This window comes from Massilia niastensis DSM 21313 (assembly GCF_000382345.1).
In the GTDB taxonomy this organism is placed as follows: Bacteria; Pseudomonadota; Gammaproteobacteria; order Burkholderiales; family Burkholderiaceae_D; genus Telluria; species Telluria niastensis.
The window spans coordinates 48,694-70,658 of sequence record NZ_KB908102.1; the positions used below are offsets into that span (position 1 = coordinate 48,694).

19 protein-coding genes and 1 pseudogene are annotated in these 21,965 nt (G+C 67.3%); 10 read left to right on the top strand and 10 right to left on the bottom strand.

The annotated features are described in order from the left end of the window. Positions 1-46: 46 nt before the first annotated feature. The 4 genes from H162_RS0116490 to H162_RS0116505 all read right to left on the bottom strand — a co-directional run bounded on the left by H162_RS0116490 (position 47) and on the right by H162_RS0116505 (position 3,317). The gene (locus tag H162_RS0116490; protein WP_020654590.1) at positions 47-448 is read right to left on the bottom strand and encodes a cupin domain-containing protein; all 402 of its coding nucleotides are present in this window, start codon (positions 446-448) and stop codon (positions 47-49) included. 275 nt (positions 449-723) lie between these two features. Next, the gene (locus H162_RS35660; protein WP_020654591.1) at positions 724-2,208 is read right to left on the bottom strand and encodes a PA domain-containing protein; all 1,485 of its coding nucleotides are present in this window, start codon (positions 2,206-2,208) and stop codon (positions 724-726) included. A gap of 2 nt (positions 2,209-2,210) precedes the next feature. After that, entirely contained in the window at positions 2,211-2,630 is a 420-nt protein-coding gene (locus H162_RS0116500) for a post-PEP-CTERM-1 domain-containing protein (protein ID WP_020654592.1), read from the bottom strand. A gap of 51 nt (positions 2,631-2,681) precedes the next feature. After that, positions 2,682-3,317 (bottom strand): choice-of-anchor J family PEP-CTERM protein, encoded by a 636-nt coding sequence (locus H162_RS0116505; protein ID WP_169444506.1) that lies wholly within the window; start codon positions 3,315-3,317, stop codon positions 2,682-2,684. A 405-nt stretch (positions 3,318-3,722) separates the two neighbouring features. On the opposite strand from H162_RS0116505, the gene H162_RS0116510 reads away from it, so the two are divergent. The 3 genes from H162_RS0116510 to H162_RS0116520 are packed head-to-tail and all read left to right on the top strand — an operon-like array spanning position 3,723 to position 10,146. Further along, the gene (locus H162_RS0116510; RefSeq protein WP_026354728.1) at positions 3,723-6,359 is read left to right on the top strand and encodes a TonB-dependent receptor; all 2,637 of its coding nucleotides are present in this window, start codon (positions 3,723-3,725) and stop codon (positions 6,357-6,359) included. Between the two features lie 11 nt (positions 6,360-6,370). Continuing rightward, positions 6,371-8,851: a family 20 glycosylhydrolase gene (locus H162_RS0116515; RefSeq protein ID WP_156885653.1), complete on the top strand. Its 2,481-nt coding sequence runs from the start codon at positions 6,371-6,373 to the stop codon at positions 8,849-8,851. Beyond that, entirely contained in the window at positions 8,848-10,146 is a 1,299-nt protein-coding gene (locus tag H162_RS0116520; RefSeq protein ID WP_020654596.1) for an MFS transporter, read from the top strand. Before H162_RS0116515 ends, H162_RS0116520 begins: the two co-directional genes overlap by 4 nt. Here H162_RS0116520 and H162_RS0116525 read toward each other — a convergent pair. From H162_RS0116525 to H162_RS31095, 3 genes are all read right to left on the bottom strand, one after another. Continuing rightward, a complete protein-coding gene (locus H162_RS0116525) occupies positions 10,133-11,038 on the bottom strand; it encodes a helix-turn-helix domain-containing protein (protein ID WP_020654597.1) in 906 nt (301 codons plus the stop codon). The two genes, H162_RS0116520 and H162_RS0116525, sit on opposite strands and share 14 nt — an antisense overlap. A 149-nt stretch (positions 11,039-11,187) precedes the next feature. Next, complete coding sequence (locus tag H162_RS0116530; RefSeq protein WP_020654598.1) at positions 11,188-11,652, bottom strand: winged helix-turn-helix transcriptional regulator; 465 nt, start codon at positions 11,650-11,652, stop codon at positions 11,188-11,190. 301 nt (positions 11,653-11,953) lie between these two features. Continuing rightward, on the bottom strand, positions 11,954-12,397 hold the full coding sequence (locus H162_RS31095) for a nuclear transport factor 2 family protein (protein WP_020654600.1): 444 nt from the start codon (positions 12,395-12,397) through the stop codon (positions 11,954-11,956). 295 nt (positions 12,398-12,692) lie between these two features. On the opposite strand from H162_RS31095, the pseudogene H162_RS35300 reads away from it, so the two are divergent. From H162_RS35300 to H162_RS0116550, 3 genes and pseudogenes are all read left to right on the top strand, one after another. Beyond that, positions 12,693-12,983, top strand: a pseudogene (locus tag H162_RS35300) (BCCT family transporter); the annotation flags it as partial. Continuing rightward, positions 12,960-13,193: a BCCT family transporter gene (locus H162_RS35305; protein WP_229452109.1), complete on the top strand. Its 234-nt coding sequence runs from the start codon at positions 12,960-12,962 to the stop codon at positions 13,191-13,193. The pseudogene H162_RS35300 and the gene H162_RS35305, both read left to right, overlap by 24 nt. Before the next feature lie 190 nt (positions 13,194-13,383). Further along, positions 13,384-14,259, top strand: coding sequence for a class I SAM-dependent methyltransferase (locus H162_RS0116550; RefSeq protein ID WP_020654602.1), 876 nt, complete (start codon positions 13,384-13,386; stop codon positions 14,257-14,259). A gap of 80 nt (positions 14,260-14,339) precedes the next feature. On the opposite strand, the gene H162_RS0116555 is transcribed toward H162_RS0116550, so the two are convergent. After that, entirely contained in the window at positions 14,340-14,846 is a 507-nt protein-coding gene (locus H162_RS0116555) for a host attachment protein (protein ID WP_040787599.1), read from the bottom strand. A 472-nt stretch (positions 14,847-15,318) separates the two neighbouring features. On the opposite strand from H162_RS0116555, the gene H162_RS0116560 reads away from it, so the two are divergent. Further along, positions 15,319-17,391 (top strand): M13 family metallopeptidase, encoded by a 2,073-nt coding sequence (locus H162_RS0116560; protein ID WP_020654604.1) that lies wholly within the window; start codon positions 15,319-15,321, stop codon positions 17,389-17,391. 85 nt (positions 17,392-17,476) lie between these two features. Here the strand turns inward: H162_RS0116560 and H162_RS0116565 are convergent, their stop codons facing one another. Beyond that, a complete protein-coding gene (locus tag H162_RS0116565; protein WP_020654605.1) occupies positions 17,477-17,932 on the bottom strand; it encodes an Ohr family peroxiredoxin in 456 nt (151 codons plus the stop codon). Between the two features lie 68 nt (positions 17,933-18,000). Then, positions 18,001-18,456 (bottom strand): Ohr family peroxiredoxin, encoded by a 456-nt coding sequence (locus H162_RS0116570; RefSeq protein ID WP_020654606.1) that lies wholly within the window; start codon positions 18,454-18,456, stop codon positions 18,001-18,003. Between the two features lie 199 nt (positions 18,457-18,655). On the opposite strand from H162_RS0116570, the gene H162_RS0116575 reads away from it, so the two are divergent. The 3 genes from H162_RS0116575 to H162_RS0116585 all read left to right on the top strand — a co-directional run bounded on the left by H162_RS0116575 (position 18,656) and on the right by H162_RS0116585 (position 21,922). Further along, positions 18,656-19,804: a branched-chain amino acid ABC transporter substrate-binding protein gene (locus tag H162_RS0116575; protein WP_020654607.1), complete on the top strand. Its 1,149-nt coding sequence runs from the start codon at positions 18,656-18,658 to the stop codon at positions 19,802-19,804. Positions 19,805-19,884: 80 nt separating this feature from the next. Further along, the gene (locus H162_RS0116580) at positions 19,885-20,550 is read left to right on the top strand and encodes a response regulator (RefSeq protein WP_020654608.1); all 666 of its coding nucleotides are present in this window, start codon (positions 19,885-19,887) and stop codon (positions 20,548-20,550) included. After that, entirely contained in the window at positions 20,540-21,922 is a 1,383-nt protein-coding gene (locus H162_RS0116585) for an ATP-binding protein (RefSeq protein WP_020654609.1), read from the top strand. Before H162_RS0116580 ends, H162_RS0116585 begins: the two co-directional genes overlap by 11 nt. The last annotated feature ends 43 nt before the right edge of the window (positions 21,923-21,965 follow it).

Here is a 21,965-nt window from a genome sequence, read left to right on the forward strand (position 1 = left end):
GGCGGGGGGCCGGTTCGCACCGCAGCCCCCAAACCGGGCGACGCCCTTACCTGGTCTTCACCACCAGCGGCTTGCCCTTCTCGACCACGTAGGTCGCCAGCTCGCTGGCCTTGCCGGTGCCGACATGCTTGGCCGAGTGCGGCTGGCCGGCCGGGATGAACAGCGTGTCGCCCTTTTTCAGGGTGACCGAGGGCTTGTCCGGGAACCCGTATTCCAGCGTGCCCTCGAGGACGTAGGCGATTTCCTCGCCCGGGTGGGTGTGCATCGGGAAGGACGCGCCTTCGGCGAAGTCCACGCGCACCTGGATCACTTCGCGTCCCTTGGCGCTCAGGTCGTGGCGCTGCAGTTCGGTGCGGCCGATGCCGTCCTGCTGGGCCAGGGCCAGGTTGGCCGACAGGGTGCCGGCGGCGATCAGCGCGGCGGCTGCCAGGGTTTTCATGGTTTGCATCTTGGTTCTCTCCTATGGATATTCACTCGGCGATCCCGGCTCCAGGCGCCTGGTTTGCGCCTGCGCAGGACCGCTCCCGTGATTCCTAGTAGATCACCAGCATGTATTCCGGATGTGTTGGGGGAGCGTCCGAAGTCGGCGCATTTGTGTCGGGCGCGGCGCCGGATACATGGCGGTACAAAAATCCGCCATGCGCCTGCCCCGAAGGAAGGAAAGCCGCCGCCGGCAGGGGTGCCGGCGGCGGAAAACCCGCGCGTGCGCGCGGGCAGGGCTGCTTACCAGCCGAGGTCTTTCAGCAGCGGCACCGTCAGGTCATACGGCGGAACCAGGTTGATGGTCAGGTCGCCGTTGATGTTCGGCTCCATCAGCAGGTTCGGCGACGCGGTGACGTCCCAGTGCGATACCGACGAGCCGCCGATCAGCGGGTTCGGGGTGTACAGCAGCGGGCGTTTTTTGGCGTCGGCGCCGGCCAGGCGCACCGGATCCAGCGCGAGCGCGATGCTGACCGCGCCCGGCTTGTTGCGGCTGCCGTAGGGCACCGCGGCCGCCACCGCCGCCTTCAGCGCTTCGCCGTCGGCCAGCAGGACCCCGACGGTCGGGATCGTGACGCTCGGGTCCGCGCCGCCGACGGTGAACGCGCCCGCCACGTTGTTGTACACGATGACCGCGTTGGCGCCCGCGTTCTGGGCGTTCTTGGCCTTGATCGCGAAGTTGCAGCCGCCACGCTGGATCAGCGCGATCTTGTTCTTCACCGCCGCCGCGTTGGCGGCGTTGAAGGGATCGCAGCCCTGGCCGAGTTCACCGGCCTGCGGAGCCACCACGGCCAGCGTGCCGAGCGCGCCCACCTTCGGCGCCGGGCCGAAGCTGGCCGGCGAGTAGTCGGACACGCGGTTGCCGCCCGGCGCCGGCGAGCTCGCCTTGACCAGGCCGATCGGCTTGAGCAGGCCTGGCGCGGCGCCGGCCGCGCGCGGTCCGATCCAGGCCAGCTGGAGCGGATTGATGGCCGAAGCGCGGCGCTCGGCGCTGGTCATCTCGAGCCAGGTCTTGTTGGCCGTGTTGTCGAACATGTGGCGTTCCCAGATGCTCGGCAGGCCGTTGTCGGTGTAGGCGGTGCCGGCGGCGTTGATGCGGCGGCCGGTCGAGGTCTGCACCGACAGCACCGAGAACCCGAGGCCGTGGCCCAGTTCGTGCAGCAGGGTGGCGACGAAGTTCACCTGGGTGCCGGCATTGCCGTCCAGGCCCAGGTAGAAGCCGCTGCCGGCCAGGCAGTCCGGCTTGCCGAGGTTGATGTTGAACTGGGTCTTGATGTCGACGTTGCCGTAGCCGCTGCCGTCATCCGGGTTGCCCGCGCTCAGGTTGACGCCGGCCAGCTTGTTGGCCAGCGCCTGCGGATACCAGGTGCCCGGCACGCCGTTCGGGAAGTCGTACCAGATGTTCCAGGCGCCGGCGCTGCCCAGGGTCGCCCCGGTGGCGGTGCAGGCGAGCGGCTCCCAGCCGGCGCTGACGGTGATGTTGACGTCGCTTTGCAGGTTCTTTTCCCAGATGTCGGCGACGTAGCGGTAGACGTTCATGCGCTGCTGGCCGAGCGTGACGCCCGCGTTGCCGCCCACCGGCGCCACCGGGGTCGGGTCGTTGAAGCCGACGCCGGGCGCGTCGCGGCTGGTGATGGTGATCCTGGCGGCTTCGGCGGCGAAGCAGCTCAGGGCTGCGGCTGCGGCGACCAGGGTGCGAGCGGTACGGAGCGAGAAAGTCATGGTCATGTTTACTCCGTATCCGATTGCGGCGCATGGGTATGGGGCGCGGCCTTGGCGTCGCCGTGGCCTTCGAGGCATTGCATTTCCAGGCTGCCGTCCGGCTTGCGGACCGCGACCGAGGAAGTCATGAACTCGTCGGTCAGGCGGACGCCGCGCGCGCCGCTGCCATGGAATTTCTGCTGCATCGGAACGGGAGCGGCGCGCATCACGCGGCGCGCATTGGCCGCCTGCAGCACGGCCTGTTCGGCGGCGGTGGCGGGGCGCAGGGCGCCGGTCTCGGCGTCGCGCACCACGGTGACGTTGTCGGCCGCCGGGGTCGGTGCTGCGGGCTTGTCCTGGGCCAGGGCGGGGTGGCCGGCCAGGCCCAGCAGGGCAAGGCCGAGGCCGGCGCGCAGCAGGCGCTGGCGGAATTGCATGAACTCTGACATCACATGTCTCCTAGTGGGATGGTTGTTGAAGTCATGACGCCGCCGCGCGGATCACGCGCGGCGGCGGCGGGCAAGGGTGAAGCCGGCCAGTCCCAGGCCGAGGATCATCGCGGTAGCCGGTTCGGGAATGGCGTGGATCGTGAGGGTGTCGAGTCCGACATAGTTGGACAGGTCGGCCGCGCCGGTATGCACGACGGCGAAACGGCCGGTGCCGATGCGTCCGAGGTTGACGGAGTAGCGGGTCCAGCCGTCGGTCGGCGCGGTGACCGGCTCGGGACGGGCCAGCGTGAAGTCGTCCAGGTCGGCGCTGCCATTGCTGAAGCGGAACTCGAGCTGGTCGCGGAAGTCCTCGAACTGTTCGGCGCGCAGGAAGAACGACACCACCACGTTCAGGGTGGTCGAGAATTCCGGCGTGATCAGCCAGTTGGCCAGGGTGCCGCCAGGCGCCGCGGTCTGGTAATTCGAGGCGATATAGGAAGTCGGCGCGCCCTTGTGCGCCCCGAACGTGTCATCTCCACCCTGGAACCAGGTCTCGGCCGCGCCCGCGGGCTGCCCCTGGTTCGAGCGCACCCAGCCGGAGCCCGACAGGGTCCCCACATCGTTGAAATTTTCGCGCAGCAGGACGTCCGCCTGGGCCGACCCCATCATCCCTGCGAATACAAGACCAACCAGAACAGTTCTCTTCATGTAAAACGCCTCCGAAGGTTTTGGACTGCGGGGCGACACAGGAACAGATACGCACAACCTAGCACCCCGGATATACGGCGGCAACGGGATCGCCGCGCCGCCTGAATTGACTACATGCATCAAATATGCCAGCAGGGATAGCTAGTTGATTTTGTTAAAAATTTTACATTGGAACAATTTGTGGACCCACAACATGTAAAAAAAGTTGACACTATTATCTTTCAGGCAAGATTGGCGGCGCTGTATGACAGGAGGATGAAATCCCGTGTGGATAGCAAGATTTGACAAACATGCCTGTCAAGATGCCGCCACAATGCGACCCAACAACACAGAGACGCCCGAACGTCCACCGCATCCGCGACCGGAAGGCTGAGAACAATCACAACCAGTTTTGGGGGAGAGCACATGAACCAGGGGATGGCACGGCAGACCAGGCGCACCGCGATCGCGGCCGGAGTGGTGGCGGCATGCGTGATGGCGGCGCAGGCCCGGGCGCAGGAGCAGCAGGGCGAGACGCAGACGGTGGTGGTGACGGGCGTGCGCGCCGCGCTGGAACAGTCGCTGCGCCAGAAGCGCAATGCCGACGCGGTGGTCGAGGTGGTGACCGCGGAAGACATCGGCAAGATGCCCGACAAGAACGTGGCCGATGCGATCCAGCGCCTGCCGGGCGTGAACACCCAGTCCTCGGCCGGCGGCGAGGGCGGCTTCGGCGAGAACGACCGCGTCAGCCTGCGCGGCACCAGCCCCAGCCTGCAGCAGACCCTGTTCAACGGCCATGCGATCTCGACGGGCGACTGGTTCCTGCTGAACCAGATCGGCGGCAATGTCGGCCGCTCGAGCAGCTTCTCGCTGCTGCCCTCGGAACTGGTGGGCTCGATCGTGGTGCAGAAGAGCCCGACGGCCGACCTGGTCGAAGGCGGGGTCTCGGGCGCGATCAATGTCATCACCCGCCGCCCGCTGGACTTCCGCCAGCAGCTGACGGTGGAGGCTTCGGTGCAGGCCAACTACAACGACCTGTCGGAAGAAACCGAGCCGCACCTGTCCGGCCTGGTAAGCTGGAAGAACGCCGGCAATACCGCCGGCATCCTGGTGCAGGCGTTCTCGGAAAAGGCCACCGTGCGCCGCGACGGCCAGGAGATCCTCGGCTACACCCCGATCAGCGCGACCAGCGCCGCCGCCATCGCCAATCCCGCGCTGGCCGGCGTGGCGGTGCCGACCTTCATCGGCGCCAGCCTGTTCGAGCAGACCAAGAAGCGCACCGGCGGCGCCTTCGACATCGAAGTGCGCCCCTCGCGCGACCTGAGCCTGGACCTGAACGGCTTCTATTCCGAACTCGAAGCCCCGCACCTGAACACCAACTGGCTGGCCGCGCCGGCCAACTCGATCAACAGCATGAACCTGGTCCCGGCCAACCCGGTGGTGCGCAACAACACCCTGGTAGCGGCCGGCTTCACCCGCAATGCGGGCGAGGTCGACAACATCTACCGCCCGGAAGCGGGCGGCGAATCGTGGTACCTGGACTTCAACGGCAAGCTGCGCGTCAGCCAGCGCCTGACCCTGTCGGGCAAGCTGGGCAAGACCCACGGCGTCGGCTATGACCGCAACGACGTGTTCTACCAGAACAATGTCGACGGCGGCATGGTGTATGCCCTGAACGGTCTCTCCCCGGCCTCGGTCGGCTACCCGGGCGGGAACACCACCTCGCCCGGCTCGACCGCGTGGGCCGGCGGCGGCGAGGCGCAGTCGGTCGACCAGGAAAAATACGCCCAGCTCGACGGCGAATTGCGCCTCGACCATCCGCTGGCGCAGGCGCTGCGCTTCGGCGCGCGCTGGACCGACCACCACCGCACCGCCGAGCACCCGCTGGAGACCCGTCCGGGGCCGCTGGGCTTCACCAATCCCGGCCCGGCATGGAGCGGCCAGATGTATCCGTCCGACTTCGCCAACGGCCTGGGTGGCAACCTGGCGTCGAACTACTTCAAGTACGACGGCGCCGCGCTCGGCGCCTGGGGCGCGCTCCCCGGCAACCGCCTGCTCGACTACACGCTGCGCCACAACTGGATGGACGAATTCCAGGTCGCCGAGAAGACCGCCGCGCTGTACGGCATGCTGGACTTCGGCGGCGAGCGCTGGAGCGGCAACCTCGGCCTGCGCGCGATCGAGACGCGCCAGGCCACGGTGGTCAACCTGCCGGGCGGCCCGAGCCCGATCACCGGCTCGGCCTTCGGTCCCTATACCCCGACCACCTTCAAGCGCACCTACCGCGACTACCTGCCGAGCATGAATGTCAAATACGCGCTGACGCCGGACCTGAGCATCCGCAGCGCGCTGGCGAAGACCATGGCGCGCCCGGACTACAGCGCGCTGGGCGGCTCGGTATCGCTCAACGACGACGCCCTGAGCGGCAGCGGCGGCAACGTCAGGCTCGATCCGGTGCGCTCGACCAACTTCGACCTCTCGGCCGAATGGTACTTCGCACCCAAGGCGCTGCTGTCGGCAGGCTTCTTCTACATGGACCTGCGCTCGATCGTGGCCCAGGGCACCTCGAGCGGCACCTACTACAACAACAAGCGCAGCGCCCTGGCCACCTACCAGATCACGTCGCCGTTCAACACCAGCGGCCGGAACCGGGGCGTGGAACTGAGCTGGCAGCAGCCGCTCGCGAACAACTTCGGCATGCTGGTCAACTATACCTTCGCCGACGGCGAACTGGACGACGGCGGCGAGCTGCTCAACTCCTCGAAGAATACCTGCAATGTCACCGGCTACTTCGAGAACGAGCGCTTTTCCGCACGGCTGGCCTACAACTACCGCTCGCGCTACAAGGCCGGCGTGGACCGCGGCGCCAGCCAGCACGTGGACGGCATGCCTTCGCTGGCGGGCTCGGTCAACGTCAAGCTGGGCGAGCGCCTGACCCTGAGCTTCGATGCGCTGAACCTGACCAACGAGACCATCAGGATGTACGCCGAAAACGAAGACCGGCCGCGCGCGTTCTACTCGAACGGCCGCACCTTCTACCTCGGCCTGCGCGGCAAGCTGTAAGCAGGATGCCGATGCGCGAGCATGAATCCGGAACGGGCGCGACGCCGGTCGCCGTGTCCTGGGAATGCCTGACCAACACCCTCGATGACGCCAGCTTCCGGGCGCGCCTGGAGCTGACCAACGTGTCGGAGCAGGCGCTCGCCCCGGGATGGGCGGTGTGCTTCAACACCTGCCGCAAGGCGCTGGCCGGCAGCGTGACGCCAGGCTATGCGATCGAGCACCTGAACGGCGACCTGTTCCGCCTGACGATGGCGGACGCCGGCGCCTGGCTGCCGGGGCAGCGCCACCGCGTCGAGTACAGTTCGCTGCACTGGGCGATCAGCGTCACCGATGCGCCGCTCGGCTTTTACCTGATCCCGGGAGACGGCGGCGCAGCGCTCGACCTGGGCGATCCGGCGATCGCGCCCTTCGCGCAGCCGGAGCAGCGCCGGCGCAGCAGCGAAGACCGGCTGCCGACCGAGGATGCGCGGCGCCGCCATGCGCGCAATGCCGGCCTGCGGCTGCTGCCGGAGGACGAGCTGGGCCGCATCACGCCGCGCCCGCTCCTGGCCCGTTTCGAGTCCGGACGGTGCCGCCTGGGACCTGATTCCCTGCCGCTGCATGAAGCCGCCCTGGTGAACGAAGCGGCGCTGCTGGCGGCCATGCTGGAAGCCTTGCCGCCGGCGCCGGGCGAAGCGGCTGGCATCGCTCTCGAGACCGGGCCGGTCGATTGCGCCGTGCCCGGCGCGCCGCAGGAGGCCTACGAGATCGTGATCACGCCTGGCCAGGTGCGCATCCGCGGCGCAGGCAGCCACGGCGTGTTCAACGCCATCCAGAGCCTGGCGCAGCTGCTGGCGCCGGACGGCAGCCTGCCGTTGGGACGGGTGCTGGATGCGCCGCGCTTCGGCTACCGCGGCATGATGCTCGACGTGGCGCGCCACTTCGCCGGCGTCGACACCGTGCTGCGCCTGCTCGACTGCATGGCGAGCTACAAGCTGAACCGCTTTCACTTCCACCTGACCGACGACGAAGGCTGGCGCCTGGCGATCGGCGCGCTGCCCGAACTGACCGCGATCGGCGCGCGCCGCGGCGTCGCCAGCGATGGCCAGTCCTGCCTGCCGCCCTCGTTCGGCTCGGGCGCCGCCGTCGACGGTTCGGCCGGCACCGGCTACTACAGCGCCGAGGAATTCATCACCATCCTGCGCCATGCGCAGGCGCGCCACATCGAGGTGATCCCGGAGTTCAACATGCCCGGCCACGCGCGCGCGGCGGTGGTGGCGATGCGCGCCCGCTACGAACGCCTGCGCGCCGCCGGCGACCTCGAAGGCGCCGAACGCTACCTGCTGAGCGACCCGGACGACCGCTCCGACTATGAATCGGTCCAGCTGTGGCAGGACAACGTGATCTGCATCGCGCTGCCCTCGGTCGACCGCTTCATCGACACCGTGGTGGGAACGGTGTGCGCGCTGTACCGCAAGGCCGGCGTGATGCTGCGCGTGATCCACACCGGCGGCGACGAAGTGCCGGCCGGCGCCTGGCTCGGGTCGCCGCGCTGCCGCGCGAAGATGGCGCAGGAAGGCTGGACCTCGGCGGCGCAGCTGCATGGCGACTTCGTGGCGCGCTGCCGCGCGATCCTGGCGCGCCACGGGGTCGGCTTCGCGGGCTGGGAAGAGACCGCGCTGGTGGAAGAGCAGGGCGGCGCGATGCGGCCCAACCCGCGCTTCGCCGGGCCGGGCTTCCACGTCTACGTGTGGAACAATGCCTGGGGCTCGGGCCAGGAGGACTGCGCCTACCGGCTGGCCAACGCCGGCTACGAGGTGGTGCTGTCCAACGCGTCCAACCTGTACTTCGACCTGGCCTATGCCAAGCATCCCGAGGAGCCGGGCTACTACTGGGCCGGTTTCGTCGAGACCCGCCATGCGTTTTCCTTCTGCCCGCTGGACGCCGCCGCCACGCTCGAACACGACCCGATGGGACGCAGGCTCGATCCGGCGCTGCTGGCGCGCATGCAGCGCCTGGAGGCCGGCAGCCATGGCCGCATCGTTGGCCTGCAGGGGCAGCTGTGGGGCGAGAACGCGCGCAGCGCCGCGCGCATCGATTACCTGGCGCTGCCGCGCCTGATCGCGCTGGCCGAGCGGGCCTGGGCGCCGGATCCCGGCTGGCAGCACATCCCCGACGCGCGCGAGCGCGCCGCCGTGGTGGAGCGCGACTGGAACGAATTCGCCAACCGGCTCGGACGGCGCGAGCTGCCGCGCCTGGACCGCGCGCCGCGCCCCTATGGCTACCGCCTGCCGCCGCCAGGCGTGCTGCTGCGCGACGGGGCGGCCCATGCGAATGTCGCCTTGCCGGGACTTGCCCTGCATTACACTGTCGACGGTTCCGAGCCGCATGCGGGCGCGGCGCGCTATGCAGGGCCGGTGCCGCTGGCGGCAGGCAGCACGTTCCGGATCGCCAGTTTCGATACCCGCGGCCGCCACAGCCGCATCGTCAGCCTGACCCTGGATATGCCATGAGCGCCATGCACGACCTGACCCCGCCCGCCGCCGCCGTAGGCACGCACCGCCATCCGCTGGCCTGGGTGCCGACCCTGTACCTGGCGCAGGGACTGCCGTTCTACGCGGTGGCGCTGGTGGCCGGGCAGATGCTCAAGAGTATGGGCGTGTCCAACGGCGAGATCGCGCGCTGGACCGGGGCGCTGGGCCTGGCCTGGGCCTTCAAGGCGCTCTGGAGCCCGTTCCTGGAACTGGCGCCCAGCAAGCGCATGGCGGTGGTGGCCTTCCAGCTGATCGGCGGCGCCAGCCTCGGGCTGGTCGCGCTGGCGCTGCAGCTGCCGGCCTGGTTCGCGCTGTGCATGGCGCTGTTCGCGCTGGTGGCGCTGGCGTCGAGCACGCACGACATCGTGGCCGACGGCATCTACATCGCCAACCTGGACATGCGCGAGCAGGCCGCCTATGCCGGCTGGCAGGGCGCCTTCTTCAATGCCGCCAAGTTCCTGTCGCTGGGCGGCCTGCTGATCCTGGCGGGCTACCTGGAGGAGCATATCGGCGCCAGCGGCGCCTGGACCACGGTGTTCGCCCTGCTCGGCGCCCTGATGCTGGTGCTCGGCCTGTACCACGTGCGTGCGCTGCCCGCCGGGGAAGCGGCGCCGGCGCCGGTCCGGCGCGACCTGGGCGCGATCGCGGCAACCCTGCTCGATGTGATCCGCAGCTTCTTCGCCAAGCCGGGGATCTGGATGGCGATCCTGTTCATCGTCCTGTTCCGGGCCGGCGAGGGGCAGATCCAGAGCATCGGGCCGCTGTTCCTGCGCGACGCGCGCGCGGTGGGCGGGCTGGGCCTGAGCACCGCCGAAGTGGGCTGGGTGTACGGCACCGTCGGCACCGCGGCCTTCCTGGCCGGCAGCATGGCCGGCGGCTATTTCACGGCCTGGCTCGGCCTGAAGCGCGCCATGCCTTTCCTGATCGTGGCGATGAACCTGCCGAACGCGGTGTTCTGGTACCTGAGCGAGGCCCAGCCCGAGGCGCTGGGCGTGATCGCGAGCGCGCTGGGCGCCGAGATGTTCGGCTACGGATTCGGCTTCGTGGGCGTGATCCTGTTCATCATGCAGGTCGTGGCCAGCGGCCGCTACCAGGCCGCGCACTATGCGCTCGGCACCGGCTTCATGCAGCTCGGCTTCGTGCTGTTCAAGGTGATCAGCGGCGACATCCAGCAGGCGCTGGGCTACCGCGACTTCTTCCTGTGGGTGCTGGCGGCGGCGCTGCCGGTGCTGGTGCTGAGCCGCTTCATGCGGCTGGCGCCTAGCGCTTCTTGACCGGCAGGGCGAGCCAGCCCTGCCACTGGCCGTCGGGGGCGCGCTCGACCTTCTGGATATGCGGGCGCGTGCTGTCCAGGCGCCACAGCGCCTGCCTGTCGAGCCAGTCCTCGTACATCGAGCGGAAGCGCGGCCACTCGTGGCGGAAATCGAGGCAGGCATAGATCCCGGCCGGCAGCACGCGCAGCCCCAGGGCCGGGTCGCCGCCGTCGCTGGCGAAGCCGAAGTCGTAGCAGTATTCGCGCTCCCCGGTGAAGCCCGGGTCCTCGTCGAACACGCCGTACCAGGGCGCGCCGCGCGCCACCCCGCCATCCTGTTCGCGCTCGCAGATGAAGGTATTGCAGGCGATCGACAGCGCCGCCCCCGACTGGCCGAAGTAGCGCTGGTAGCGCAGGCTCACGGCCGGCAGGCTGCGCACGTTGACGCGCGCGGCGACGCTGCCCGGCTCGGGAGGACAGTAGGGCGCCAGGATCGCATCGAGGTTGGCGGGTTCGGCGACGAAGAAGCTGACGTCGCTCTCGCGCCCGACCTGGGCGTCCATGTAGGCGCGCCAGCCGCCTTCGCGCCAGGCCTTGGCGGACATCGCGAACTGCTGCTTGAAGGCCTTGGCGAAGGCCGCGTTGGACGGGAAGCCGCAGTCCTGCGCGATGCGCACGACCGGCACGTCCGGCTCGTGGCGCAGCAGGTGGGCGGCGCGGCGCAGGCGGCGCTTGCGCTGGTATTCGACGGCCGAAAAGCCGGTCAGCTCGCGGAAGATGCGGTCGAAGTGGAAGCAGGAATAGCTGGCCGACGCCGCCAGGCTGTCGAGCGCCAGCGGATCGCCGACCGAGTCGAGCATCAGGTCCATGACCTCGTACAGGCGCGAGACGCGCGAAGGGAACCGGGTCGTCATGCCGGCGTCCTCGCGGGGCGGTGCGTCAGTGCGGCGGGCAGGTCGATGGAAGGACGGCGGGACATCGCATGGCGTGTTGACTCGATGGAATCAATTATGCGGCGAAATGCGATGTCGTGGCGAAATATGTGCGGCAGCCGCGCAACAGCTCAGGAGGCGTCCGCCTGCACGGCGCCGGCCTCGCCGCGCTCCAGGCGCGTGGTCTTGAGCGTGACCGGTTCGCCGCATTCGGAACAGAACTGGCCGGCGCGGGTGATCCTGCCGCAGGTCGTGTGGCGCAGGCGCAGCGGCGGGGCCTGTTCGGACGGCATCCATTCCTCGGCATAGCGCATCAGTTCGAGCACGACCGGCAGCAGCGCCAGGCCGGCCTTGGTCAGGCGGTAGGCGTAGCGCGGCGGGCGTTCCTGGTACTGCTGCTTGGAAAGAATGCCGCCTTCCATCATACGGTTCAGGCGGTTCGACAGGATGTTGGTCGACACCCCGGTCTTCTTCTGCAGTTCGTCGAACTTCTGCGGCCCCTGGAACAGTTCGCGCAGGAGCAGCATGATCCATTCGTCGCCGATCAGGCTGGCGGCGCGGGCCATCGGGCAGGCGGGCAGGGAGAGGGTATCCATGGGTCGATTGTAAGTGCTTGCAAAATGAAAGTCTATGGCCTACCATGACCACACGCTTGCAAAATGAAAGTGACTTGCGGCGCCTCCGATCAACACCTTCCTGAAAGTGCTCACATCATGTTCGGCTATCTCCTGATCCTGTCCGTCGCCGGTGTCGTCGCTGTTGTCGCCGTGGCCAATGTCGCGCGTTCCGTACCCGACCGTAACGAAGACATGGTGCTGTCGCTGCATCCCTGAATTCGGCGCCATGAAAAACGCCACCCGCAGGGTGGCGTCGGCGTTGCCGTCCAGCCGGACGGAATCAATGATGCAGTTGCGAGCCGATCGGGATCTGCGCGCCCATGTCGGGACGAAATGCCTTGACGGTTGCCCCGGTGTCGCTGAATGCTTCGAACCGGGCCACCTTGCCGTCGCGCATGGTGAACACATGCGCCCACGGGGTTTCATAGCTGCGTCCGGTCGGCCTGGCTACCCAGGCAGCTTCCCCGAGGGCGACCACCTTGTCACCTTCGGCGATGCATTCCTTGAGTTCGAAACGCTGGGTTTCCACGGAGCTGGCAAGCTTGCTGAAGAACTCGGCGATGCCCGCCTTGCCGTGGAAGGAACCGGAGAAGGGTACATATTCCGATTCCGGGATGATCCACTCTGCGTCGTCGTGATAGCGTTCCAGCAGCCCGGCGATATCGCCGCTCTGGAACAGCCGGTAACCCTCCTGGACCAGCTGTTTGTTTTGTTGTGCGTCCATGATGATCTCCTCGGGTTGTCGGCCCCCGCGGCAGGCGTGATGGACCCCGCCATGGATGGCCGATACCTTCAGCCTAGCGCCGCATCCCCGGAAATCAAGGCAAGGGAGACTTCAGGCAGACCCGGTCCCGGCAGCGGGGAGGCGCCGCCGCTGCGTCAATACCGAGCACCGCAGGAAACGCGAAAAAGATGAGTGTCCTGCAATGGAAGGCTTTTTTGTCACAAAAACGCACTAGTGGGTCACTTGGCCACTCCGTTGCCAAGTGACCCACTAGCGTTTGCCTTCAGGAGTCATCATGCAAACGACGCTCTCGGCGGGTTTCATCCTCGCCGTCGTGTTGTGGGGCATCCTCGCACCCGACAACATGTCTTCCGTTTTCGACACCGCGCTCGCGCTCATCACCCGCAACTTCGGCTGGATGTACCTGTGGATCGTCCTGGGACTGGTCCTGTTCGCACTGTTCGTCGCCACCAGCCGCTACGGCAATCTCAGGCTTGGCGGCGAGGACGAGGAACCGGAGTTTTCGGTCGGCAGCTGGTTCGCCATGCTGTTTGCGGCCGGCATGGGCATCGGGCTGGTCTGGGGAACACTGATCGCCGGCATCGCCATCAGCCTGTTGCTGGCGGGCGGCCTGAAAGCGGTGCAGACGGCCACCATCGTCTTTGCGCTGCCCTTTACCCTGGTCATCGTGCTGATGGTCATTGCCTTGTGGCGCGCCCTGCGCCAGGACTGGAGCGAGCATGTCGTGCGCGAGCGCGAACTGCGGCGCCGCATGCGCCGGATGGTGGAGACCTGAGCAAGGCTGCGTGTCGCCCTCATGCCAAATGAGAGAAGTGTCGATGGCGTCTTGGATGGGAAGATGGTCTAATTTCTGTGTCCACAGGCTTGGCCTGGAAGCCAGCAGCGCGTCGTCCCCACGTGGCCAGGCCTTCGCCGCAGCGTTGTCGCGGCGACCTGTCCGGGACGAATATCTCAAGGAGACTGCAATGACCCAGCCACTCCAGCCATCATCTTCATCCCAGCAAGGAAGCGACGCGGCGCCACCCGACCTGGCCGCAATCAAGCAGCGCCAGCAGGCAACCTGGGCGAGCGGCGACTTCGCCATCGTCGGCGTCACACTCCAGATCGTCGGCGAGTCGCTCGCCGAGGCCGCCAACATCTGCGCCGGCGAGCGCGTGATCGATATCGCCGCCGGCAACGGCAATGCCACGCTCGCCGCCGCCCGCCGGTGGGCCCACGTCACCTCGACCGACTATGTGCCGGCGCTGCTCGACAAGGGCCGCACGCGCGCCGCCGCCGAAGGCCTGGCCGTCGACTTCCGCGAAGCCGATGCGGAAGCGCTGCCGTATCCCGACGGCAGCTTCGACGTGGCGCTGTCCACCTTCGGCATCATGTTCACGCCGGATCATGCCCGCGCGGCCAACGAAATGTGCCGGGTGGTGCGTCCCGGCGGCCGCATGGGCATGGCGAACTGGACACCGGATGGCTTCATCGGGCAATTGTTCAAGACGATAGGCAAGCATATGCCGCCGCCGGCCGGGCTGAAATCGCCCTCGCTGTGGGGATCCGAAGAGTATCTGAACCAGCTGTTCGGCGCCACTGCCCAGATCTCCCGGGCGGAGCAAAAAGTCTTCAATTTCCGCTATGCCTCCGCCGACCACTGGCTGCAGGTGTTCCGCGCCTACTACGGCCCCATCCACAAGGCGTTTTCCATCCTCGATGTCGATGCCGGCAAGGCGCTGGAACAGGACATCCTCGCCTTGCTCGGCCATTTCAATACGGCAGGGCAGAATTCGCTGGTGGTGCCGGCGGAATACCTGGAAGTCGTGCTGACCAGGCGCGCACCGGCGGCGCTGCACTAGGAACCCGGGCAGGACCGGGCCGGGAAACGACAACGCCAACCGGCATCGGTTGGCGTCAATGGGAACTTCCTGGCTCGGCCTTACTCGGGCTTGTTCTGCTGCGCCTGCAAGTGCGCGCGCAGGTCCTGCGCATTGGAGTGCGTATAGTCCTTGTTGAACTCGAGCTTGATCAGCTGCTTGATCTGCGGGTCCAGGTTGGAGCGCAGGACGCCGAGGAACTGCGGCGAGGCGGAGAGGACCAGCTTCTGGAAGCGGCCTTCGCCGTGTGCCTGCACGAGATAGTTCGAAATCTCCTTGGCGAACAGCTCGGCTTCATGCTCGGCTGGCGTTTGCGCCGGCTGGTACAACTTGTTGGGCGCGCCGGCCTTGGCATTGTGTGCGAATCCCGCCGCTTCCGAGCCGCCGATGCCGTGACTGCTGCTGGTCGCGGCCGTGGGACCCATCTTGTCCGATACCGCTTCCGTCACGCGCAGGCGCGCGGCGGCGTTGACCATGTCCTCGATTTCTTGCAGCGGCGCTGCCGGGTCGGACTCCGAAAAGAACCTCGCACGGCCTGCATTGGCCGAGATAATCCAGGTTGTTTGCATGCTGCCCCCTGTGAGTATATGAATCGTGAGCCTGTACGGTCCCGCAGCAGGGCGGCGCGGCCCCGGCCGGGAACGAACAAGCGCTATGGACCGGCAATCGGCAACAGCATGGCGCATCGGGAAGACTGATGACGCCGGGCAGGAGCCCGTGCTCGAACAGCGGCCAGGCCCCATCCGCTTGCCGATCAAGGTGTCGGCCCAGTATAGCCCCGGTTCCGGATACCCGGCGCACCGCCGCCGCCGGGCGCGCGCGCGGCATGGCGGAAGGCGCCGTTTGGCTTTGCAGTATGGCAAGACAAGCATGCTGCGGGTCGTATTTTCCGGAAAGGCGAGAGCGTGTGCATGGCGCATACCGCCTGTACGGACAGGCTTTCCGCGATACCGCATGCATATCCAAATGGACTTGGCGGGCTCCGCCGTTTGGATTAGCATCCGACGATTCCCAACAATTATTCCAACAAGGAGAGAGACCATGAAGCGTAAGCTGTGCAGCAGTGTGATCGCGGGGCTGTTCGCAGTCGCTGCCCATGCCGGCGCGCATGACGCGGCGGCGCCCAGCGTGGCGCCGTCGGCGGCGGCGGCCAGGGCGGTGTCCGGTATCGATGTCGCGGCGATGGACGGCGGCGTGCGCGCGCAGGACGACTTCTTCCGCTACACCCAGGGCAAATGGCTGAAGGACGTCGATATCCCGTCGGACCGTTCCAGCTGGGGCGCCTTCAACATCGCCCAGGACCAGGTCGAGCAGCAGCTGCGCACGATCGTCGAGGAAGCCGCTGCCATGAAGGACGCGCCCCCCGGCTCCGACGCCCGCAAGATGGGCGACTACTACGCCAGCTACGTGGACGAGCAGCGCCGCAACGAACTGGGCCTGGCGCCGCTGAAGGCCGATCTGGCACGCATCGCGGCGCTGGACGACAGGCGCGCGCTGGCGCCGCTGATGGCGCGCTTCTCGCGCATCGGCGCAGGCGGCCCGCTCGATATGTACATTCACCAGGACAACAAGGATTCGACCCGCTACGTCCTCGACATCGCGCAATCGGGCCTGGGCATGCCGGACCGCGACTACTACCTGTCGCAGGACGACGCGCGCCTGAAGGACATCCGCGCCAGGTACCAGGTCCATGTGGAGAAGATGCTGGCGCTGGCCGGCCACCCCGATGCCGCGGCCAAGGCGCAGCAGATCGTGGCGCTGGAGACCGAGCTCGCGCGCGTGCAATGGAGCGCGGTCGAGAACCGCGATCCGGTCAAGGCCTACAACAAGTTCAGCCTGGCGCAGATGCAGGCCGTGATGCCCGGTTTCGACTGGGACGCCTACCTGAAGGACATCGGCGCCGCCGGCAAGGTCGATTCGCTGATCGTCAGCCAGCCGAGCTACCTGGCCGCACTCGGCAAGCTGATCGCAGCCACCCCCATGAGCACGTGGAAACCGTATTTCGAATTCCGCCTGCTGAGCGCCTACGCGCCCTACCTGTCGCAGCCCTTCGTGGACGAGAGCTTCGCCTTCCGCGGCAGCGTGCTGTCCGGCGCCAAGGTGAACCGCCCGCTGGAAAAGCGCGCGATCGCCCAGATCAACCGTGACCTGAGCGAAGTGGTCGGCAAGGCCTACGTCGCCCGGCATTTCCCGGCCGAGCGCAAGCAGCAGGTCGAGGACATGGCGAAGAACTTCATCGCCGCCTTCCGCGAAGGCATCGAGACGCTCGACTGGATGACCCCCGAGACCAAGCAGCAGGCCCGGATCAAGCTGTCGAAGATCAGCGTGAAGATCGGCTATCCGGACAAGTGGCGCGATTATTCGGCGCTGGCGATCGCACGCGGCGACCTGGTCGGCAACGTGATGCGCTCGCGCGAGTTCGCCCACGAGGTCGAGGTGAAACGCCTCGGCAAGCCGGTCGACCGCAGCATCTGGAGCATGTCGCCGCAGACCGTCAACGCCTACTACAACCCGGAACTGAACGAAGTCGTGTTCCCGGCGGCGCGCCTGCAGTATCCGCTGTACGACGCGAACGCCGAACCGGCGGTGAACTATGGCGCGGTCGGCATCTCGATCGGCCACGAGATCAGCCACGCGTTCGACGACCAGGGCGCGCAGTTCGACGGCGACGGCAACCTGCGCAACTGGTGGGCCAGGCAGGATGCGGAGCAGTTCGCGGCGCGCGGCAAGGTGCTGGTCGCGCAGTATGGCGCCTACAGCCCGCTGCCGGGCTACAAGCTGAACGGCGAACTGACCCTGGGCGAGAACATCGCCGACAACGCCGGCGCCATCATGGCCAGCCGCGCCTACAAGATCTACCTGGCCGGCAGGCCGGGACCGGTGATCGACGGCTTCACCGCCGAGCAGCGCCTGTTCATGGGCCTGGCCCAGGCGCGCCGCGGCAAGGCGCGCGACGCCAGCCTGATCGCCCAGATCAAGGCCGATCCGCACTCGCCGGCGGAATTCCGCGTCAACGGCAGCCTGCGCAACCATCCGGGCTTCTACGAAGCCTTCGGCGTCAAGCCGGGCGACAAGATGTACCTGGCGCCGCAGGACCGCGTGATCTTCTGGTAAGCATGGCGACGCCGGCCGCCAGGCCGGTGTCGCGTTCCGGGCGCCGGGCAGCCGGCGCCCGGCTTGCTTCAGGGTCGCCCAAGCATCAGGCGGTGACCACGTTCAGGGCCACGTCGATGTTGCCGCGGGTGGCTTTCGAGTACGGGCACATGGCGTCGGCAGCGTGTGCAATCGCGGTGGCCACCTCGTGGTCGAGGCCGGGCACGATCAGGTTCAGGCGCGCCTGCAGGAAGTACTCGTTGCCGCCCGCACCCAGGTCCACCTCGATTTCCACCGCGGTGTCGGCCGGCAGGATCACTTTCTTTTGCTTGGCCACGATGCCGACGGCGGCGCTGTAGCAGGCCGACCAGGCGCCGGCGAAGAGCTGCTCGGCGGTCGGGTGGGCGCCGACTTCAGCGAAGCGGTAGGCGGGGGCGGCGCTGTTGCCGGGTACGCTCAGGTCGATGTTCAGCTTGCCTTCGTGGTTGCCCGAAATGATCTCGGCGTCGGCGCCGGTGGTGCGGGTTTTGCCGGTGGCCAGTACTTGCTTGATTTTGCTCATGATGGTGTCCTTTGATGGTTGTGTATCGGTAGCGCTCAAATCGCGCGCTACTGTTTTGCTATGCAAGATCAGGCGGTGATGACGTTCAGGGCCACGTCGATGTTGCCGCGGGTGGCTTTCGAGTACGGGCACATGGCGTCGGCAGCGTGCGCAACCGCGGTGGCCACCTCGTGGTCGAGGCCGGGCACGATCAGGGTCAGGCGCGCCTGCAGGAAGTACTCGTTGCCGCCCGCGCCCAGGTCCACCTCGATTTCCACCGCGGTGTCGGCCGGCAGGATCACTTGCTTTTGCTTGGCCACGATGCCGACGGCGGCGATGTAGCAGGCCGACCAGGCGCCGGCGAAGAGCTGCTCGGCGGTCGGGTGGGCGCCGACTTCATCGAACAGGTAGGAAGGGGCGGCGCTGTTGCCAGGGACGCTCAGATTAATGTTCAGCTTGCCTTCGTGGTTGCCCGAAATGATCTCGGCGTCGCTGCCGATGGTGCGGGTTTTGCCGGTGGCCAGTACTTGTTTAATCTTGCTCATGATTACGTCCTTTAAGTGTCGGTGGGTTTTAATCGGTACCGATCAAATCGGTTTCGATGTGAGGAGTATAGCCGTATCTTTGAGGGTGTCAAGCGCTTTCGATGGCAGCGCATGCGATTTATTTTTGGCCCGCACGTTTGCCTTTCAGTCAAGGAACGGCCCGGCATTACAATGAGCACAAGTCTTCAAGGAACCAGCCATGCGTTGTCCCGCCCTCATCGTCTTCTTCCTGCTTTCCCTGGCGGTCGCGCCCTGTGCGCACGCACAATCCGACATCAGGATCGGCAGCGCATCGCCGCTGTCCGGTCCCGGCGCGCACCAGGGCAAGGACATCGAGAACGGGGCGCGCATGGCGATCGACGACCTCAACGCCAGGGGCCTCACGATCGGCGGGAAGAAGGTCAGGTGGGTACTGGCGGCCGAGGACGACGGCAGCGATCCGAGGATGGGGACGGCCGTCGCGCAAAAGCTGGTCGATGCGGGCGTGGCGGCGGTGGTCGGCCACCTGAACTCGGGCACCACGGTGCCGGCGTCGAAGATTTACGCGAATGCCGGCATCCCCCAGATCTCGCCGGCCGCCACCACGCCGCTGTACACGCACCAGGGGTTCAAGACCGCGTTCCGGATCGTGGCCAACGACAACCTGGTCGGACGCACGCTGGCGCGCTACTCGATCGACACGCTCAAGGCGAAGAAGATCGCGGTCATCGACGACCGCACGGCCTTCGGCCAGGGACTGGCCGACGAATTCGTCAAGGGCGTGAAAAGCGCCGGCGGCGCGGCATCCATCGTCAGCCGCCAGTTCACCAACGACAGGGCGACCGATTTCAGCGCCATCCTGACGCAGATCCGTGCACGCGATCCCGATGTGATTTTCTACGGCGGCATGGATGCGGTGGCCGGACCCATGCTCAAGCAGATGAAGGCGCTCGGCATCCAGGCCAGGCTGGTCTCGGGTGACGGCATCTGTTCCGAAAAGCTGCCGCTGCTGGCGGGCGACGCGCTGGGCGACGACAAGGTGATCTGCGTGGTCGCGGGCGGCGTCAGCGGCCCGCAGGAAGCCGGCTATGCCGCCTTCACCGAGCGCTATCGCCAGCGCTACAAGATCGAACTCCAGACCTACGCACCCTATGCGTACGACGCGGTGATGGTGTTTGCCGCGGCGATGCAGCAGGCCCAGTCGTCCGATCCGGCCAGCTTCCTGCCCGCGCTGGCGAACATCCGGCATGAGGGAATCACCGGCACCATCGCCTTCGACGCCAGGGGCGACCTGCGCGATGCCGCACTCACGCTGTTCACCTACCGCAAGGGCAGGAAGACCAAGCTCCAGGTGGTGCGGGCGAAGTAAGGGATCTTAAGATTCGATTCATCTTGCCGGGGCACACTCGGCAGCGATGTCCGTATGCCACTTTCCAATCGGGTCCCGTCATGCGTATTCTGCTGGTCGAAGATGATATTTCCCTGGGCGAGACCATCCTCGCGTGGCTGCGGCTGGACCAGCACGCGGTGGACTGGGTGCAGCGCGGCGATTCCGCCCATACCGCCCTGCAGACCCACCATTACGATTGCGTGCTGCTCGATCGCGGCCTGCCGGGCCTGTCCGGCGACGCCTTGCTGGCCACCCTGCGCGCGGCGGGAAACCACGTCCCGGTCATCCTGATCACCGCCTTCAACGCGCTGGCGGACCGGGTCGAAGGGCTGGACCTGGGCGCCGACGATTACCTGGTCAAGCCGTTCGAGCTGGAGGAAATGTCGGCCCGCATCCGGGCCGCGGTCCGGCGCAGCGCCAACCAGGTGAGCAATGAGCTGGCGCACGCCGGCATCGTCCTCAACCTGGAGACCAGGCAGGCCAGCCTGGAAGGACGGCCGGTCGCGCTGACCGCGCGCGAATACCACGTGCTGTATGCGCTCATGCTGCGCAAGAACAGCATCGTCACCCGCGCCCAGATCGAGGAAACGCTGTATGGCTGGGGCGATGAGGTGGAGAGCAACGCCATCGAGGTGTACATCCACAACCTGCGCAAGAAGCTGGGCAGCGACAGCATCGTCACCGTGCGCGGCCTCGGCTACCGCCTGAAGAACGATGGCGGCTGAACCGGCAGGCATGGCCGATGCGCCGCCCTGGTCGCTGCGGCGGCGCCTGCTGGCCGCGATCGTCTCGGCCAGCATCGTGCTATGGCTGGCCAGCCTGGGCATCGTCACGGTCATCTCGTGGCAGGAGACCAACGAGGTGTTCGACGACGCGCTCGAGGAGTCGGGCTACATGCTCATGGCCGCCACCACCGACTGGGACGAGCGCGGCCTGCTGGCGCAGGCGCGGCCGCCCGATGGCGGGCCTGGACGCAAGGTCGACATGCAGTACCAGATCGTGGCCGATGGCCGGGTGCTGCAGCGTACCGAAGGCGCGCCGCTGCGTCCTTTCGTCCTTGGCTTCGACGATCGGGACGGCTTTGCGGATCCTGAAGTCGACGGCAACCGCTGGCGGGTGTTCGTGGTGCGCGACGAGGCGCGCCGCTTCGAGGTGCAGGTCGGCCAGGAGCATGAGAAACGCTTCGAGATCCTGGAGGAACTGGCCGAATCGCTCTGGTTGCCGGTGCTGGGCGTGCTGGTGCTGCTGGCGCTGGTGTGCTGGATACTGACCGGGCGCGTGCTGAAGCCCTTGCGCCGGACCGCGTCGGCGATGGCGGCCAAGACGCCGGACGACCTGGCGCTGGTACCGACCGCCGGCCAGCCGCGCGAGCTGCTGCCGATCGTGCAGGCGCTGAACGGCGTGCTGGGTCGCCTCGACGCGGCGCTGCAGGCCGAGCGCCGCTTCACCGCCGACGCCGCCCACGAGCTGCGCACGCCGCTGGCCGGGCTGCACATGCACGTGCAGCTGCTGCAACGCCAGCATCCGGACCTGGCCGCGCCTTTCCAAAAGCTGCGCCAGGATATCGCGCGCATGACGGCGCTGGTCGACAGCCTGCTGACCCTGGCCCGCCTGGACCCGCTGGCGCGCGAGCAGCTGGTGCGCCAGCCGGTGGCGCTGGCGCCCTTGCTGGAGCGGCTGCTGGCCGCCTATGCGCAGGAGGCGGCGCAGCGCGGCATCGCGCTCGGCGTGCGCTGCGAACTGGATGTGGTGGAGGCCGACCCGCAGATGCTGGAGATCGTGTTGCGCAACCTGGTCGACAATGCGCTGCGCTATTGCCCGGCCGGCAGCCGGGTCGAGATCGTGGCGGCACGGCATGCGGGCCGGGACCGCATCGTCGTGCGCGACGACGGACCCGGCGTCGACGACGCCAGCCGCACGCGCCTGACCGAACGCTTCTTCCGCGTGCTGGGGCAGGGGCAGGGCGGCAGCGGACTGGGGCTGTCCATCGTCAAGCGCATCGTCGACCTGCACGGCATCGAGCTCGCGTTCGGCAGCGGCCTGGATGGCCGCGGGCTGGGTGTGTCGCTCGATCTGCCGCGGTCCGGCGCGTCTTAAGATCGGGTTAATGTCCGCCCGGTGTAATGCGTCTGTGCCTGCT

Bases quoted from the DNA above. Each gene is read 5' to 3' on its own strand.
- H162_RS0116490 (WP_020654590.1), bottom strand. From the start codon at position 448: ATGCAAACCATGAAAACCCTGGCAGCCGCCGCGCTGATCGCCGCCGGC.
- H162_RS35660 (WP_020654591.1), bottom strand. From the start codon at position 2,208: ATGACCATGACTTTCTCGCTCCGTACCGCTCGCACCCTGGTCGCCGCA.
- H162_RS0116500 (WP_020654592.1), bottom strand. From the start codon at position 2,630: ATGTCAGAGTTCATGCAATTCCGCCAGCGCCTGCTGCGCGCCGGCCTC.
- H162_RS0116505 (WP_169444506.1), bottom strand. From the start codon at position 3,317: ATGAAGAGAACTGTTCTGGTTGGTCTTGTATTCGCAGGGATGATGGGG.
- H162_RS0116510 (WP_026354728.1), top strand. From the start codon at position 3,723: ATGAACCAGGGGATGGCACGGCAGACCAGGCGCACCGCGATCGCGGCC.
- H162_RS0116515 (WP_156885653.1), top strand. From the start codon at position 6,371: ATGCGCGAGCATGAATCCGGAACGGGCGCGACGCCGGTCGCCGTGTCC.
- H162_RS0116520 (WP_020654596.1), top strand. From the start codon at position 8,848: ATGAGCGCCATGCACGACCTGACCCCGCCCGCCGCCGCCGTAGGCACG.
- H162_RS0116525 (WP_020654597.1), bottom strand. From the start codon at position 11,038: ATGACGACCCGGTTCCCTTCGCGCGTCTCGCGCCTGTACGAGGTCATG.
- H162_RS0116530 (WP_020654598.1), bottom strand. From the start codon at position 11,652: ATGGATACCCTCTCCCTGCCCGCCTGCCCGATGGCCCGCGCCGCCAGC.
- H162_RS31095 (WP_020654600.1), bottom strand. From the start codon at position 12,397: ATGGACGCACAACAAAACAAACAGCTGGTCCAGGAGGGTTACCGGCTG.
- H162_RS35305 (WP_229452109.1), top strand. From the start codon at position 12,960: ATGGGCATCGGGCTGGTCTGGGGAACACTGATCGCCGGCATCGCCATC.
- H162_RS0116550 (WP_020654602.1), top strand. From the start codon at position 13,384: ATGACCCAGCCACTCCAGCCATCATCTTCATCCCAGCAAGGAAGCGAC.
- H162_RS0116555 (WP_040787599.1), bottom strand. From the start codon at position 14,846: ATGCAAACAACCTGGATTATCTCGGCCAATGCAGGCCGTGCGAGGTTC.
- H162_RS0116560 (WP_020654604.1), top strand. From the start codon at position 15,319: ATGAAGCGTAAGCTGTGCAGCAGTGTGATCGCGGGGCTGTTCGCAGTC.
- H162_RS0116565 (WP_020654605.1), bottom strand. From the start codon at position 17,932: ATGAGCAAAATCAAGCAAGTACTGGCCACCGGCAAAACCCGCACCACC.
- H162_RS0116570 (WP_020654606.1), bottom strand. From the start codon at position 18,456: ATGAGCAAGATTAAACAAGTACTGGCCACCGGCAAAACCCGCACCATC.
- H162_RS0116575 (WP_020654607.1), top strand. From the start codon at position 18,656: ATGCGTTGTCCCGCCCTCATCGTCTTCTTCCTGCTTTCCCTGGCGGTC.
- H162_RS0116580 (WP_020654608.1), top strand. From the start codon at position 19,885: ATGCGTATTCTGCTGGTCGAAGATGATATTTCCCTGGGCGAGACCATC.
- H162_RS0116585 (WP_020654609.1), top strand. From the start codon at position 20,540: ATGGCGGCTGAACCGGCAGGCATGGCCGATGCGCCGCCCTGGTCGCTG.